This is a genomic window from Stieleria varia (assembly GCF_038443385.1).
Taxonomy (GTDB): Bacteria; Planctomycetota; Planctomycetia; order Pirellulales; family Pirellulaceae; genus Stieleria; species Stieleria varia.
Window position 1 is genome coordinate 3,160,879 of sequence record NZ_CP151726.1, and the last position, 16,415, is coordinate 3,177,293.

Annotated in this window: 12 protein-coding genes; 9 read left to right on the forward strand and 3 right to left on the reverse strand. The window is 56.3% G+C overall.

Features of this window, described 5'->3' with window-relative positions:
* Positions 1-315 precede the first annotated feature (315 nt).
* From Pla52nx_RS10450 to Pla52nx_RS10465, 4 genes are all read left to right on the forward strand, one after another.
* A complete protein-coding gene (locus Pla52nx_RS10450; RefSeq protein WP_231742176.1) occupies positions 316-1,311 on the forward strand; it encodes a lysophospholipid acyltransferase family protein in 996 nt (331 codons plus the stop codon).
* 123 nt (positions 1,312-1,434) lie between these two features.
* A complete protein-coding gene (locus tag Pla52nx_RS10455) occupies positions 1,435-2,946 on the forward strand; it encodes a carboxypeptidase-like regulatory domain-containing protein (RefSeq protein WP_146521635.1) in 1,512 nt (503 codons plus the stop codon).
* A 107-nt stretch (positions 2,947-3,053) separates the two neighbouring features.
* A complete protein-coding gene (locus Pla52nx_RS10460; protein ID WP_146521636.1) occupies positions 3,054-4,130 on the forward strand; it encodes a rhomboid family protein in 1,077 nt (358 codons plus the stop codon).
* 84 nt (positions 4,131-4,214) lie between these two features.
* Positions 4,215-4,676: a superoxide dismutase [Ni] gene (locus Pla52nx_RS10465; RefSeq protein ID WP_146521637.1), complete on the forward strand. Its 462-nt coding sequence runs from the start codon at positions 4,215-4,217 to the stop codon at positions 4,674-4,676.
* Between the two features lie 313 nt (positions 4,677-4,989).
* On the opposite strand, the gene Pla52nx_RS10470 is transcribed toward Pla52nx_RS10465, so the two are convergent.
* The gene (locus Pla52nx_RS10470) at positions 4,990-5,412 is read right to left on the reverse strand and encodes a DUF2752 domain-containing protein (protein WP_231742177.1); all 423 of its coding nucleotides are present in this window, start codon (positions 5,410-5,412) and stop codon (positions 4,990-4,992) included.
* 262 nt (positions 5,413-5,674) lie between these two features.
* Between Pla52nx_RS10470 and Pla52nx_RS10475 the strand changes: the two genes are divergently transcribed.
* Positions 5,675-6,490, forward strand: a complete 816-nt coding sequence (locus tag Pla52nx_RS10475) for a sugar phosphate isomerase/epimerase family protein (protein WP_231742178.1) — start codon at positions 5,675-5,677, stop codon at positions 6,488-6,490.
* Positions 6,487-7,578, forward strand: coding sequence for a threonine aldolase family protein (locus Pla52nx_RS10480; RefSeq protein WP_146521639.1), 1,092 nt, complete (start codon positions 6,487-6,489; stop codon positions 7,576-7,578). Before Pla52nx_RS10475 ends, Pla52nx_RS10480 begins: the two co-directional genes overlap by 4 nt.
* Before the next feature lie 64 nt (positions 7,579-7,642).
* Here the strand turns inward: Pla52nx_RS10480 and Pla52nx_RS10485 are convergent, their stop codons facing one another.
* Positions 7,643-7,876 (reverse strand): hypothetical protein, encoded by a 234-nt coding sequence (locus Pla52nx_RS10485; RefSeq protein ID WP_146521640.1) that lies wholly within the window; start codon positions 7,874-7,876, stop codon positions 7,643-7,645.
* A 257-nt stretch (positions 7,877-8,133) separates the two neighbouring features.
* Here Pla52nx_RS10485 and Pla52nx_RS10490 point away from each other — a divergent pair, with 257 nt between their 5' ends.
* Entirely contained in the window at positions 8,134-8,715 is a 582-nt protein-coding gene (locus tag Pla52nx_RS10490) for a methyltransferase domain-containing protein (protein WP_146521641.1), read from the forward strand.
* A 29-nt stretch (positions 8,716-8,744) separates the two neighbouring features.
* Positions 8,745-12,056, forward strand: a complete 3,312-nt coding sequence (locus Pla52nx_RS10495; protein ID WP_342190380.1) for a caspase family protein — start codon at positions 8,745-8,747, stop codon at positions 12,054-12,056.
* Positions 12,057-12,086: 30 nt separating this feature from the next.
* Here Pla52nx_RS10495 and Pla52nx_RS10500 read toward each other — a convergent pair whose 3' ends face one another.
* Positions 12,087-14,222, reverse strand: a complete 2,136-nt coding sequence (locus Pla52nx_RS10500; RefSeq protein ID WP_146521643.1) for a family 16 glycoside hydrolase — start codon at positions 14,220-14,222, stop codon at positions 12,087-12,089.
* A 140-nt stretch (positions 14,223-14,362) separates the two neighbouring features.
* Between Pla52nx_RS10500 and Pla52nx_RS10505 the strand changes: the two genes are divergently transcribed.
* Positions 14,363-16,375 carry an alpha/beta hydrolase fold domain-containing protein gene (locus Pla52nx_RS10505; RefSeq protein WP_197454827.1) on the forward strand — a complete coding sequence of 671 codons (2,013 nt, stop codon included), beginning with the start codon at positions 14,363-14,365 and terminating at the stop codon, positions 16,373-16,375.
* The last annotated feature ends 40 nt before the right edge of the window (positions 16,376-16,415 follow it).

Sequence of the window (16,415 nt, forward strand, 5' to 3'; positions counted from 1 at the left end):
CAGGGGTGGAAATTGCTGTATTCGCTGCCCCCCGAGTCCCGGCGATCCTCAGAAGACTCCCAAACCATCGATTTCGCCGGTCATGAAACCTTCGGATTTCCGTCCGCAAATCTGTCTGGCAGCGTTGCGGCAAAATCGGCAGAATCCAGGCTCTGCAGCCGGGCTGCACGCCCCGTTGTCATGGACGCCATACGAGTATTTATGGAAATCAAGCCGATGAATCGGCCCCCCAGCCCCCCGCAAGCAGCCCCGACTGCCCCGACTGCCCCGACTGCCCCGACTGCCCCGACTGGTCCGACTGGTCCCGAATCGGCGGTGCCGAGCATTCCCCTGTCAGACCGATTCTCCCACGCAGGGCAGCGATTCAGCCGATTTGCGAAAGACTACTCGGCGTATCTATTCGTGCGAATGCTGGTTGCGATCGTGCAGACGTTGCCGCTGGACATGGGCGATCGGATGTGTCGTGGGATCGCTTGGCTGGCCGCACGAGTCTTTAAGATCCGGCGATCAGCGACACACGAAAACCTTAGCCGGGTGTTTGCCGATGCGGAACCGGCACAGCGAGACGAACTGGAATTGGCCATGTGGCACCACCTGATGCTGATGGTCTGCGAAATCGCGTGGGCGCAACGCCGGTTGCACTTGACCAATTGGACGGACCACATGTCGTTTCGCAATCACCGCAAGATGTTGGCGGTATTGTTGACCAAACGTCCCGTGGTGATGGTTTCGGGGCATTTCGGCAATTTCGAGGTCGGCGGGTACATGTTCGGCATGATGGGTTGCGAATCCACCACCATCGCTCGACGACTGGACAATCCCTTTCTGCATCGATGGGTCGAGCGATTCCGCAGCGCCAAAGGCCAATACATGGTCGACAAAGACGGCTGTGCGGCGGAAGTGCAAGAGCACCTGGAGTCCTGTGGCACCCTGGCGATCTTGGCCGATCAACATGGCGGTCCGAAAGGATGTTGGGTGAATTTCCTGGGCGTTCCCGCTTCGTGCCACAAAGCCCTGGCGCTGTTTTCTCTCAGCACAAACGCTCCCATGATCGCCGGATACACGATCCGAATCGACCGCCGCCCGATGCAGTTTGAATCGGGAACGGTGGATGTGGCGGACCCGTTCAACGATCCCCAGTCCCACTGTGCGTCGGTCAGCTCGCTGACGCAATGGTACAATCGCCAACTGGCCACCGCGGTCAGCGGCGCGGTGGAGCAGTACTGGTGGCTGCACCGACGCTGGCGGCAGCCCCCGGAAAAAATCGCCAAGCGGCTGGCCAGGAAAACGGAAATCTCGCGAGCGGCTTGAGCGGCAGCGTCGGAATCCCGAGAAAACCCCACAGTGAGGTGTTTCAGCCAGTTGCGGTGGAAAAAACAGGGTCACGTGAACTAGACTACAGGCCCCGCCGTCTGCCCACCACCAAGATCGCCCATGTCGCCCCGCCTGCTGTTTCTCATCGTCGCCCTGCTGGTCTCGGCCATGCCCGGGGTGACGCTCTGGAGCGGTGAACCCGACTCGGTTCCGCACGAAGAGGAAAGCCAGCAAGACAGCGCGAGCGATGCCCGAAAGTGGTTGATCAATGGAACCGCAATCGATTGGGAAACGGGCGAGCCGATCGACGTCTTTCGAGTCATCCCCGGCACTCCGAACCCGCGTGAAGGGATGGCAAATGAAATACGTGCCCCCGGTGGATTGAACCAAACGCCGTCACGTGAAGCCCTCTGGCAACCCCACCAGATTCGCGAAATGCGCGACGGAAAGTTTCAATGGCCGCGAACTTCGGGATACCGCATGATGCGATTTCGCGTCGAAGCCGACGGTTATCAACCCGTGATGACGCCATGGACCGAACGTGGCGGACCGTACACCAAGATGCGTGTTTACATGCGTCGCGACTTGGGGTTGCGTGGGGCGATACTGGCTCCCGACGGGCAGCCCGCCGCAGACGCAGTCCTGGCGATCGCGTTGCCGAACCGCCCCATTCAACTCGAAGGCACGACGATCAAGCACATTGAGGGGCCACCGCGCGCACGACTGAGCGACCAGTGGCGTGTGCCCGAGCACGTGCGCAGTGACGCGTCGGGGCAGTTTGACTTGCCGATGGAATCGGATCCCAATGCAGTCCTGTGTGTCGTTCACCCCGCAGGCATCGTGATCAAACCTTTTGAGTTGATTCGAGAGGAAGCCATGACGGGGCGTCCGGTTTCACTCACGCTGCAACGGTGGTCATCGGTCTCCGGTCGTGTCACCATCGAAAACAATCCGGTCGGCGATGCGTTGCTGTTCTGTACGACATCCCACGAGGAATCATCGCAGCGTCCGATCATGAACGAATTGGTCACCAGCTCTCAGCGGACACGTTCCGACGAAAACGGGAACTACAGATTCGAGAATGTTCCACCGGGAACCTTTACCGTCTATCGACGTATCGAGGACAAAGACGGGGCGACATTGCGGCCGATCACGGCGGACTCCGGATTCGACTTCCCACAGTTTCGGCATCGTGTGGATTCCGGCGCCGACGCGCAAGTCAACTTCGGCGGCGAAAAAAGAACGGTCATCGGAAACCTCGTGGGCTTGGAATCCTTTGACGACTTGACGGTTTCGATCATGCCCTGTCCCGACATGAACCGACGAGACCTCACCGTGGCCGATCGTGAAATGCTTGATTTGCTCGATCTACGCCGAACGACCGGAGAACTTGCTGGGTGGCAGTTTTTTCGCGATAGCGACGAAGGACATCGCTATTTCCGAACCTCGATTCCCGTCGCTGCCAACGGAAGCTTTCAGATCACAAATGTTTCCACGGGCAACTACTGGCTTGAGGTCAATGGTGCAGAGTCAGGGTTGGTCTATTTTGAAGTGACTTCTTTCGGCTCGAAAAAAATTGACTTGGGCCGCGTTCTGGTCCGCCACCCTGAGCCAGTCGCTCCGCTAAACTGACTGCTGGGTACCGATTCATCACGGTACCCTACTGACGGTTTGGGACGTCGAGCGGCCGTCGCTCAATCTTTCAGATCGACAGCGTGTACCGCAGGCGGAAACATAGCGTGGGAATTGAGAATCGCGACTACTATCGTTCGGCGTCATCGAGCAGCCATCGATCGAGCGGATTCTCCGACATGCCGATCGTCTGCAAGCGATTGCTGATCGCCAACGTCGTCGTCTTCGTGCTGCAGATCATGATCACGCGACCGCTCGGCCCACCTGATTTTGCTCAGCGTCTGGAGAACTTGCCTCAGATCCTCGAGTCGATGCCCACGGAGTCGATGACGCAGGAGCAAATCGAACAGTATGAGATGATGCAGTCCGCGGCGATCGATTTGATCCCGCCCCGAGTTTCTGTCGTTCAAGAGTGGTGCGAACTGGATCCGACCAAAGTCGCTCACGGGCAAGTCTGGCGTTTGATCACTTCCGCGTTTTGCCACGACCGCTACATGATCTGGCATCTGCTGATCAACATGATTTTCTTGTATTGGTTCGGCACCCGGCTGGAACAGATGTACGGCTCACGCGAGTTTGCTTTGTTCTATTTCACCGCAGCCGTCTGCGCCAGCGTCGCCTTTCTCGCACTCAATTGGTACACGGGCGACATGACACCCGCGATCGGTGCCTCGGGTGCCGTTTGGGGATTGATCGCCTTGTACGCGATCCACCATCCCTACGAAACCGTTCGCGTCTACCTGTTGTTTCCGATTCAAATTCGCTGGCTCGCTCTGTTGTACTTGTTGTTGGATTTGCATCCGGTCCTACTGGCACTCAACGGCGACGGAAACCCAGACGGCGTGGCCCATGCGGCACACCTGGGCGGGGCGGCATTCGGTTTCCTGTATTTCAAGTACGATTGGCGGTTGGAGCGATACTGGAACCGCTTGCCCGTGGTCGGCAAAGAAGAAAAATGGCAGAACCGCCGTGTCAAGCGACCCGCCCGATCCACCATCAAACTTCATCAACCGGAGACCGGCGGCCTACGTGTTTACAGCGAACCGATCGATCCCCAGACAAAGCGGATGGAAATCGACCTGGACCGTGTTTTGGAGAAGATCAGTGAGCAGGGACGCGAGTCACTGACGGACGAAGAAATCGCGGTCTTGGAATCTGCAAGCAAACGATATCGAGAACGTTAGCGGCCGAACGTACACAGACGCTGGCCTTCGTGGTATCGTGTTGGGTAATCTTACCCACCCACTTTCCAACCCTGGAGATTCAACATGGTACGCCCACTGATTGCCGCCTGTGCCCTCATGACTTTTGCGACGTTCGCGTCTGCCCACTGCCAAGTCCCGTGTGGCATTTACGGAGATCAATTGCGATTCGAGCAAATGCTGGAAGACGAACACACGATCTCGAAAGCACAGTTGGAGATCAACGCTTCGTTCGAAAAGGACATGACACCGCAAGCCGCCAACCAATTGGCCCGCTGGGTCAGCACCAAAGAAGATCACGCGACGAAAATCCAAGAGACGATCGCATCGTATTTCATGGCCCAACGCATCAAGTCGACCGATCCTGACTACGGAAAGAAGCTGATGGCGTCGCACGCCGTGATGGTGGCCGCGATGAAGTGCAAGCAGTCTGCCGATCCAGAGACGGCCAAAGCACTCGAGAAATCCATCTTTGATTTCTACCGCGCCTACGAAGGCAAAGAGCCCGCCTTCGAACACAGCCATTGATCAAATGGCTCTTGATGGACGATGATTCGCTCGCCGGAATTCAGTTCCAGCGAGCGTTTTTTTTGCAAACCCAGTTTTCAACCCAGGGTGGTGGTCCTACTCGTTACACTCGCGGGAAACTTACCCTGGGCTATGTCGGTAGACGCCTTCGGCGTTTTTCTTTGAGCCGTTTCTTGTCCTCTGTCACCACGGCACTAAGCGGATGGTTTGAGTTTTGGCGGATGGTGGTGTTCGTTTTCGACTTGGAAAGTCGTACGACAATCGTCGCTCGACTTTCCAAGTCGATAGCGTGCCCGGCCAAGCGTTTTGCCATTCACTGAGCCAAGCGAATGGCCCAATCGGTCAACGTGACCACCATGATGGCGAACAACGTCAACGCGATGCCACGTTGTGCGGCCACCCCCGGCACTCTGCCACGTCTGGCGACCGACAGACAATAGATGATCAACGCGATCGCCCCCAGGGCAAGCAAGAACCCGCCACTGTTGGTTCGCGCTGATTGCCACCACATGCCGCGGACGAAGTAAGACCAAGAAGTGGTCATGCCGCAACTGGGACAACGCACCCCCAGCATGACGAGACTGCTGCAGGGTGGCAGCCCCAATTGCTGATGCGTCCCCAATCCCTGGGCGCTGGGTGATAAACTGCCTGCAATCAGCAACAACACGATCAGTGCCGCCGCCAACGACAACGCCACCACTCGTATCCAGATCGAGCGACCAGATTGATCAGGCACAGATTGATCGGCCGCTGGATGATCGGACACAGGTCGATAAAGCACTGGCGATGCCTGAATCGCATCGTTCGTCTGCGTAGGGTTCGTTGCGGGTTCCAAGCCGTTATCCAATTTCCTCACCCCGATGTTGCTGGATGACAGAGAGAACTCTGAGACCACCGATCCTAGCCGAAACGCTTTCGATTTGTCATCCTATGGGAAAAAGCGGACCCAGGTCGCTTCCAGAATCCATTTCAAGAACCTCACCGGAAAGAACCTCACCGTGAAATTCGCGATTTGCAACGAAACCTTCGGCGACTGGCCCCTCGACAAAGCACTCGGCTTGGCCGCCCAGCACGGCTACACGGGTTGGGAAGTCGCCCCGTTCATGTTGGCCGATGACATCCGTGGCTTTGACCAGTCAAGTCGAACCGATTACCGAAATCAGGTCGAATCGGCCGGCTTGCAAATCATCGGCCTGCATTGGCTGTTGGCCAAGACCACCGGGTTTTATCTCACGCAACTGGACGATGAGGTCCGCGGGCGAACCGCCGACTACCTTTCTCAACTCGCTCAACTTTGCCGTGACCTGGGCGGCGACGTGATGGTGCTTGGCTCGCCGGCGCAACGAAACTTTCCCGAGTCCCAAACCGAGGAGCAAGCCATGGATGCGGCGGCACAGTGCTTGCAGTTGGTCGTGCCAGCCCTCGAGAAACACGATGTCAAGATCGCCGTCGAGCCGCTAGGACGTGGCGAAGGCAACTTCCTCAACACGGCAGCCGCCGGACGAGACTTGATCCGACGCATCGACAGTCCGTTGGTCGGCTTGCATCTGGATGTCAAAGCGATGAGTGACGAGGGAACGCCGATTCCTCAAATCATTCGTGACAACGCGGATCTCACCTTGCACTTTCATGCCAACGACCCCAATCTCCGAGGCCCCGGGATGGGCGAGGTGAAGTTCGAGCCGATCTTTGAGGCATTGCGTGAAACGCAATACGATGGCTGGGTCAGCGTGGAAGTGTTCGATTATTCGCCGGGCGTCGAAACGCTGGTCTCCGAAAGCATGACGAACATGAAAGCGGCCCTGCCCGCATGACAAACGCAAATCAATCGCACGAAGATCGGTCCATTCGCACCGTCGTGCCCAGTTGCCAATTCGCCAGCGACAACACCGCCGGTATATGCCCGGAAGCCTGGGATGCCATGGAGGCTGCCAATCAAGACGGGCCGACCAGCCCGTACGGCGACGACGCTTGGACCAGCAAAGCGATCACGATGATTCGCGAGATGTTCGAAGTCGATTGTGAAGTGTTCTTTACGTTCAACGGAACCGCAGCAAACTCGCTGGCCCTGGCCAGTTTGTGCCAGTCCTATCACAGCGTCATCGCGCACAAGATCGCTCACGTGGAAACGGACGAGTGCGGCGGCCCCGAGTTCTTTTCCAACGGGACGAAGTTGTTGCTGGTCGACGGCGACAAAGGTTGTGTGGACTGTGAAGAAGTCCAGCGGATCGTTCGCCGGCGGACCGACGTTCACTTCCCCAAACCCAAGGTGCTGAGCATCACCCAGTCGACAGAAATGGGAACCGTATACGACGATGCGGCATTGGATCGCGTGCAAGAAACCGTGCAACGCCTGGGACTGATGTTGCACATGGACGGCGCGCGTTTTTGCAACGCAATTGCCGCGTTGAACATGCCGCCCAAAGAAATGACCTGGAAACGCGGCGTGGACGTGCTGTGTTTGGGCGGCACCAAGCTGGGAATGGCGGTCAGTGACTGCGTCGTGTTCTTTGACCGCGAGCTTGCTACGGAATTCAAATATCGATGCAAACAAGCAGGGCAACTGGCGTCCAAGATGCGGTTCCTGTCCGCGCCATGGGTCGGCGTGTTGCAATCAGGCGGTTGGCTGCAACATGCCCAGCACGCCAACGCGATGGCAAAGCGATTGGCGGAGGGACTTGGCAAGCTGCCCGGTGTTTCGATCGTTTCACCGCCGGAAGCCAACGCGGTCTTCGTTGACTTTGGCGTCGGATTGGCAGATGAACTCCGGCGACGGGGATGGCAGTTCTATGATTTCATCAGCATCGGCAACTCTCGCCTGATGTGTTCATGGGCAACCACGGAAAACGAAGTCGACGCGTTCATCGGCGACGTCGCCCAACTCACAAAATCAAGAGCCTAGACGGCCAACGTGGGGCAGGTTTGCTACCTGCCGCCATCTAAAAGCGATGCCATTAGAGGCAACGCTATCTAGACGACGGTTTAGCCAATTGCGTGAAGCAAAAGACAACGGCCAGCCAGAATACCATCGCGAGTGCGCGGTAATTGCCAGCGGAGAGAGCGTTGGCAAGGGTTGCTGCGGTCAGTGCTGCGACTGCCCAAAGCAGTGCGAAAATCCAGTATGGCGTCCCCTGACGGTTTTGTTCTTCGTCAGCATCAACGTCATCACCACGTGGCGGATCGTAAGGGTTTTGTGACATCTTGGTCTCAACGAAATCGATTTCTGCAGCGATTCGATTGCGGGGACGCGAGAAGAATTGTTGCTGCATATGACGGTGAAAGGGTCTCAGACGGTAGCCGGCGATAGAGCGCAGCGATCATCGCCAGTTGATTCTTCACGTCCCCTGACAAAAAAATGGTTTCAGTTGGAAGCATTGCCCAGGCACTGCGTTTATGATTCCTGGACGTGAGTCAGGAAACTGGCGGAGACAACAGGAATACCACGAGAGACATCGCTTTGAAGATTCGAGACAGTGGAATGCCGGAGGAAGCGTTCTGGGAAACCCTTTTTGATGTGGACGAAATCGTTGATGCCTTTGGCTGGACGGGGACCGACGAGCCACGGGATCGCCATGCGATCGAATTCGGCTGCGGGTACGGTAGCTTCACCGCGGCATTGAAAGATGTCTTTCGCGGGCGGTTGGATTGTTTTGAGTTGGAGCCCGAGATGATCTGTCGGACGAAAGCAAGGATTCCGGAAGGTTGCAGCACGGTCCATTTCCATGCGTTGGATTTCCTTGCCGAGCCTTGGCCGTCCGAATCGCGTGGTGCCGAAGTGGCCATTTTGTTCCACATGTTGCACCTGGATGACCCTCTCTCGCTGCTGCGCCGAGTCAGCGAACACCTTGCCCCGGGCGGAACCCTTGCGGTGCTGCATTGGCGCAGCGATCGCGAAACGCCACGCGGTCCGGCCATGAACACACGTCCAACCCTTGCTGACCTCGAACACTGGGCCGACGAGTTGAATGCTCGTTCGCTGACCACGTTAAACTTGACTCGCTCACCACACCACTTTGCTGCTTCCATCGAACTGCCATGAATCATCGCTGCGCCCTCACATTTTGCCTGTTGTTATTTTCAACCCACGCCTTGGCGGAAGACTGGGTGGACCCGAACTACAAAGCGGCCCCCAATAAAACACCCCAGCTTGTGATCGATGCGCAAGGATTCTCGGGCAGAATCAATCGACTGGCGATCAGCGATGACGGACGTTGGCTCGCGGGTGTGGCTGACAAAACGGTACGAGTTTGGAATTTGAGCACGCAACGGATTCACGCTACGTTGCGTGGTTACCAAGAGCCCGACGGTTTCCACATCGGCTACATCGACTCGATCACGTTTTCACCCGACAATCAACACTTGATCGTGGGTGTCTCGGATAACAGTGAGTTCGGCTCCACTCGGATCTACGATCTGCGGCAACCGGGGGAGATCAAGCAATTGGTTGCCGGGCATACCGGATGCACTCGCGGTGTGACGTTCACCAAATCAGGCAACCGAATGGCTACTTGGGGATGTGATGGCTTCATCGTTTTCTATCGTCAAGACAATCGAGGTGACTGGGCGATCGATTTCAAGGTGCCATGGAGCGGGGCTCCTGTGGCCTTGCCAGAGAATTTCCCCATGCCCAATGATCTTTTTCAGTTCACCGAGGACGAACGCTATCTCGCATTTAAGTTTGGATCGCCGTTGGTGGTCTCGGTTGCACAACAGCGTGTTGTGTCCGACATCAATCAAGTCCCCGATGCGATCAAGGAGATTGGCGTATTCAACGACAACGTCAACGCGCCCTTTTCAGAATGGTGGTTTCCTGATTTCAAACCGGCACTCTCATCGACCAAACAACCAAATGAGATCTTTGCGGTCGGATATGGCAACGGGATCGATCAAGGGCGAACGGTTTACTTTGCGGCCAGTTGGAAGAGGGATTGGGCCGCGCATGTGGTGCACAACCATAGCTACGAAGTCACCACGTTCGCCTGGAACAAGCAGGCAAACCTAGCGGCCAGCGCCGACAAACTTGGCAGGATCCATGTCTGGGATCCAGAGACGGGCAAGAGCGTCACAAAGACGATCGACTCGGTCACTCAAACGCTTTGGAACGTGCGATGGGCGCCAGATGGTCGGAACCTGTTGTTCAGTGACAAAAACTATCCCGAGGGACGATGGCATTTCAACCGCTGGGCCGGAACCGACAAGAAACTGTCTTTGGAATCGTATCAGGTGTCCGCGACGACGGCGAAGATGGCGGATCATCCGGTCAAACCGATGACCTATCACCCGATGCTGGGCAACATCGAATTGCAGGTCGTCAAGAACACGGAGAACGCCAGCATCCGGCCAGGACGATGGGATTTGCGCATTGCGTTTCCTGGAAAAAGCCGCCCTGCTCAGTCCTTGATCCCATGGGGCGATCCTGCTCGCGAAGCCGCCATCAACAACTATCGAATCCGCGTGCCGCGAACGAAGTTTGGAATGGTTCGCTGCATGCGATTTGTCGAGTACCCGGGTTGTGAAAGTGGAGCGACGGTGATCTTTGGAACCGACACGGGGCTGTTGTACGAAGCGACGATCGAACAACTCCGGAACGGACAAATCGAGCTTCATGTGAGAAAACAATTTCTTGGGCACACCGCGGACGTGACTTCTTTTGACGTCTCTCCCAACCAAAAAACGCTAGCGACGTGTTCACTCGACGGCACCATTCGCGTGTATCCGCTCAAGCCGGCTCGGGCCGTGGGGGACATCGACTTTTTGAACGATGGCACGCGGGTAGTCGAGGTGCCACGCAACGGGCCGTCCGGTCGAGCCGGTGTCCTGCCCGAAGACACGATGCTGAAGTTCGATAACGGATCGTTCTACGAACGAATTCGCAAACAACAGGAAGGAAAGTACCGACCGAATCAAAGCGTTCCCATCGTTGTCAATCGCGGTGTGATGATGAACGAGCGCAGACAAGTCGCGTTGAATGTGACCTTGTCAGAAGCTCCCCAGTTGGTCCTGCCGTTGACCAGCATTCTGATGGAAAAGTCGGGTGAATGGGTCAGTTGGACTCCCGAGGGCTACTACGACTCGTCCAGTGCGGGCGCAAAGTTTGTCGGCTGGCACATCAATCGTGAAAGACACGAAACGGCAAAGTTCTTTCCGCTGGATCAGTTTCAGCCCCAATACTATCAACCAAAAGTCGTCCGGTACGCAATCACCGAACAGTCCAGCACGATCGCGATCGAGAAAGCGGATGCGGAACTCGATGGTTTTTCCGCGCTGACGCCACTGACGTTGGCATCCGATTCGGAAGTTGAGCAACGAACGCCACCACAGATCGATATCCTCTCGCCATCGCCCAACTATTTCAGTCCGACAGAAAAGATTCGTGTGGTGACTCGTATTAGAGTTCCTAAATCGGCCAGCTTGGACAGCGTCCGATTCGAGGTCGACGGACATGGCGTCCCCGGGCGTCCTCGATTGACCAACGAGCAATACGCGGGACGGGAGAAGGAATATTGGTACGAGCAATCGTTAGCGCTGGCCAAAGGAGATCGCAAGATCGCGGTGAGGGCTTTCTGCAACAATCAGACGCAAGCAGAATCAACCATCGATTGCAAAATCGGAGCCGAGAACGCGGTCGATCCGTCACAGGGCACGCTCTATATTTTGGCCGTTGGGATGACGAAGTACGCCAATCCCGACTTTGAGTTGGACTATGGTGCCAAGGATGCGAGCGATTTCGTACAGGCTTGGACGGATCTGCCTCATCGTCATCCCGGTCAAATCAAGTCCAAGATCCTGAGCGATGCGGAAGCAACCTGCCAGAACATTCGCGAAAACGGACTGCAATGGCTCTCCAATCAGCCGATCACCGCGAATGATACGGTGATGGTGTTCTTGTCCGGGCACGCCGTCTACGATCAAAACGAAGACTGGTATTTTGCCGGCCACGACGTGGACCCCGAGCGATTGATCGCCACAGGCATCTCGGATGCCGAGTTGGATAATGTCCTGCGAAAGATCCCCACGAATTTGATTCTCTTTTGCGACACCTGCCATGCGGGCGGATTCGAAGCGACGGCGAAGGTGTTCAAGAATCCCGAGAGCGGGACCAGCATCTGGCGCGGCCGTGGGCACGTGGTCTTCGCCAGTTGTCTGCCTCACGAGGAAAGTTTGGAGGACAGTCGCTGGGAAAACGGCGCGTTCACGCAAGCGATTCTTGAGTTCCTGCAGTCATCCAAGTCGGACTACGACCAGGACGGCACGTTGACGTTTGACGAGATGGCGATCTTCGTCAAATCGGCTGTTCGGCGAATGACCGACGAATCGCAAAACCCGGCGATCGAAGTTCCCTCATCGGTGAGCAACATTCCGTTTACGACACGTCACTGAAGTAACAATCGTACCCGCGACGCGGATACTTCACTCCGAGGAACTGTCTTCATCAGCCTCAGGCTTGTCCATGGGGAACACAAACTCGCTGAGCGTTTCGCCGGTGACGGTGTGATGCCGGATGGTGAGCGTGGGCGCTTTCTCGTCTCCGCGATATCGCAAGTCTCCGGAGAGAAACCCGCCGGCGACGCGAAGGAATTTGTGAACCGGTCGCTCGTCGCCTTCTTTCCAGCCCAGTTCGTGTTTTTCGCTTCCAGGTCCGCAGCCGAATTCCCACAAATTGTCAGTCGGATCATGCGAAGCGTATTGCCAATGTCGGTCGCCGCACAGAACGATGACATTCTCGATCTTGGCAAGATGCGATCGGATCTCGTCGCCTTCGTGTGCAAAAACCTCGTTGGCGTGGTTGTCTTTTTTGTTGTCGCGATCCGGGCCGACCACGGGCGTGGGGCTGCAAATCACTTTGAACTTTGCGGTTGACTCATCCAACGTGCGGAACAGCCATTCCTTTTGCTCTTTGCCGAGAATGGTCTTGTCTGGGCCATCGGGCATGTTGTTTGGACTGCGGTAGTCTCGGCCTTCCAAGAACCAGACTTGCAAGTCACGTCCCCAGCGGACGGTTGTGTAGCGAGGGCTCAAGGTCGGAAATTGTTCTTCGTTGAAAATTCGGACACCTTCCTCGAACGTCACGGGGCCGTACTTTTGACCGGCCCAGCAATCGTTCTTGAGTGTGTCGTGGTCGTCTTTGAGAAAATAGCTGGTCGTCTTGTTGTAGAAATCGCGGTTGTTGGGCAATGAAAAAATCCGTCCCCATTTGAATCGCATCAGCTCAACCGTCATCGCCCAGGGATCGGGCTTGTCGTAGTACTCGATGTCGCCCGCGTGAACGATGAAATCGGGGTTCATGGCCGACATCGTGGGATAGATCTTGTGTCCTAGCATGCCGTCGTCGCGACGAATGAAATCGTGACAGGTCGTGAAGCAGAACTTGACGTTCTTTTCTGCGTCGACTTTCGGCGCGGTGCGAAACGCACCTCGAACGACTGCGGTGGTCTCGTCGCCGTCCAACGATTGGGCTTCGATGACCGCGGCGTACTGGGTGTCCGGTTTCAGGTCATTGAGTTTCCACTGGGCAGTGAAGTCTGTTTCGACATTGGTTTCGATCCACAGCGTGGTCTTTGCGTCGTTGCGGTTCTTTCCTGGGAAATAAGTCATACGAACGCGACCGGGAGCACCGGGGCAAGCACCCAGCATTTCGGATAGCGTTGCACCATCGGGCAATTGTTCGCGGAGGATCGCATCACCGTCGGCATCACGCGACAACTTACTGGCTTGTTTTGACGACAATGAAACGAAGGCTTTGCCATCGGCAACCATTTCCCTTTGCGCCGTCGTCCGTGTCCAGATGACGATCGAGTTCTGGTCCGCCCAACTGTTTCGCATCGCATTGGCCAGAAAAGGACCCTTCGACGGTTCATCCGCTTCGTCCGGCACCGTTTTGGCGGTGAATTGAAAATCACGAAAGACCGCTTTGCCGCCATGGTCGGTCAACATGATACGGTCGCCGTCGGCCGGCGCACCGAAATCCTGTGAACCGTAGAACTTGCTCAACGCGATCGTTTTGTCCCACGACGGACCAGTGGTCACGGCGGAAGCAACGAGTTGGCCGTTCAAGTAATGCTCCAGTCGATGGCCGATAGCGACGATGCGTGACTCGTTCCATTGTCCCGCCGGATGGATGTTCTTTTCCTGTGCAGGCGGGACCAAGTCATAGATCGACGCCGTGCTGCCTTTGGAAACACTGGTCGGTCCGTCATCGATGATTTGGTACTCGACACCCAAGTAAGCGTTGCTGAACAACTGCTTGCCGAAACGACGTACGCGGTACTTGATCCCCGAGTTGGTTCGTGGTTCGATCTTCCACTGCCAGCTCAGTTCAAAATTCGCAGGCAGTGGCTGGCTGAGCAGACTTCCTTTTCCGCCCCGTGGCTTGATCAAGCGGATCTCGCCACCATCGAATTCCCAGCTCTCGGCGACAGGCTCGCCGTCAACGGATTCCCAGAACTCGGGCGCCGCAAAGTTGATGGCGGGATCATCCGACCAAGCATTCGGGACGAGGGGCATGAATGCGATCAGGATCGCGGCGGTGATGCGTAGGAGCGGCATTGAACGGTACGGGGATGTCGAGGGGTTGGTTGGGGAGGGGAATTCTGGCGAATCCCATTACGGGTGCGGTGCTGGATATACTTTAGCTGAAACCAGCTCGCCTATCGCCCGCCGACTTCTCGCGAAAATCGCCAAATCCAATGACATTTCGTTCCGCCTTTCTTTGTTGTATTTTCGCTGCTTCGCTGGCCGTCTTTGCGACCACCGCGACTTCACAAGACGCCCAGACGGAAAAGCGAATGCGTGATGCCGGGGCGGAAATCGAAGTGTACAAAACGACCGAGGATGCTGATGGCAAAGCGGTCTCGCTTGAAGCGTACGTGTTCTATCCGCCCAACCACAACCCAGGGGATCGGCGTTCCGCGATCGTGTTCTTTTTTGGTGGCGGCTGGAAAAGCGGTACGCCGGCACAATTTAGCGAACACTGCCGATACTTGGCCGCTCGCGGAATGGTGGCGATCACGGCTGACTACCGCGTCTTGAGCCGGCAAGGCACCAAAGCGGTGAGCTGCGTTGCTGACGGCAAGTCGGCGATCCGTTGGGTGCGACAGAACGCTGAACGGCTTGGCGTCGATACCAATCGTGTCGCGGCCGGCGGTGGATCCGCTGGCGGTCATGTTGCCGCATGCACGGGCGTGATCGCTGAGTTCGATGAATCGGGTGAAAACAATGACGTCAGCAGCCGGCCCAATGCGATGGCATTGTTCAATCCCGCCGTCGTGTTGGCTTCGATCGATGAACGCTTGCCTTTGGACCGAGCCAAACTGGATGAACTGGCAGAGCGAATGGGGACGTCGCCTGAATCGCTCTCTCCGGTTCATCATGTCGGTAAAGACGCCCCGCCGACGATTCTCTTTCATGGTCGCGCCGACGATACGGTTCCGTATTGGACCGCGGAAGCATTCCGTGACGCGATGGTTGCTGCGGGCAATCGATGCGAGCTGGTCGGGTTCGATGGCGAAGGACACGGTTTCTTTAATCATGGTCGTGGAAACAACTCAAGCTATGAACGAACCATTCGTGAATTGGACTCTTTTTTGGTTTCGTTGGGATACATCACGGCACGAAAGCCGGCGGACTCGCTGCCGATCGCAACGATCGATTTGGATAGCGATACGAAACGTCAAGTCATCGTTGATCGAGAGGAGGGACAGTACCTGGGCCATCCAACGACGTGTTTACTGGAGGATGGGAAGACGATTCTGTGTGTCTACCCCAAGGGACACGGTCGCGGAGGAATCGTTTTCAAACGCAGCGACGACGGTGGGGTGACTTGGAGCGATCGCTTGCCGACACCGGAAAACTGGATGACGTCCAAAGAAGTTCCCACGTTGCACCGTGTCGTTGATCCTCAAGGAACCAAACGCATCATCATGTGGTCAGGACTGTATCCCGCGCGGTTGGCGGTTTCAGAGGACAACGGCGAAACGTGGGGGCCGCTGCAGCAAGTCGGTGATTGGGGCGGGATCGTTGTGATGGGTTTTGTGGAACCATTGAAAACCGGTCCAGGTCATTACCTGGCAATGTTTCATGACGATGGTCGATTCTTTACCAAAAAAGGGAAAGCCACTGGCGTTTTTACCTTGTACCAAACCTTCTCCAAAGATGGCGGTTTGACGTGGTCGGATCCGGAATCAATTTTCCAATCCTCCGAAGTCCATTTGTGTGAGCCCGGATGCATCCGCTCGCCCGATGGAAAACGACTCGCCGTGCTGTTGCGTGAAAACTCGAGGCGTAAGAATTCACATGTCATCTTTTCAGATGATGAAGCAGTATCGTGGTCGCAGCCTCGGGAATTACCGCTGACATTGACGGGAGATCGTCACACGGGCAAATACACGGAGGATGGCAGGCTGTTCGTCAGCTTTCGTTGTGTGTCGCCAAAGCAAAGCAGCAAACAACGACTCTTTGAAGGAGACTGGGTGGGCTGGGTTGGGGCGTGGGGTGACTTGGTCAACGGAGATGACGGGCAATATTTTGTGCGATTGAAGGACAATCAAAAGGGCTACGATACCGCGTATCCTGGCGTCGAAGTGTTACCCGACGATACGATCGTCACGACGACCTACGGCCATTGGGACCAGGACAAGCAGCCCTATATCTTGAGCGTACGACTGAAGCTCCCTGAGCTGGACGCGATGACAACTCAATAGCCTCCCACGGCTCACCCTTGCGTTCCCAATTTCGATTAAA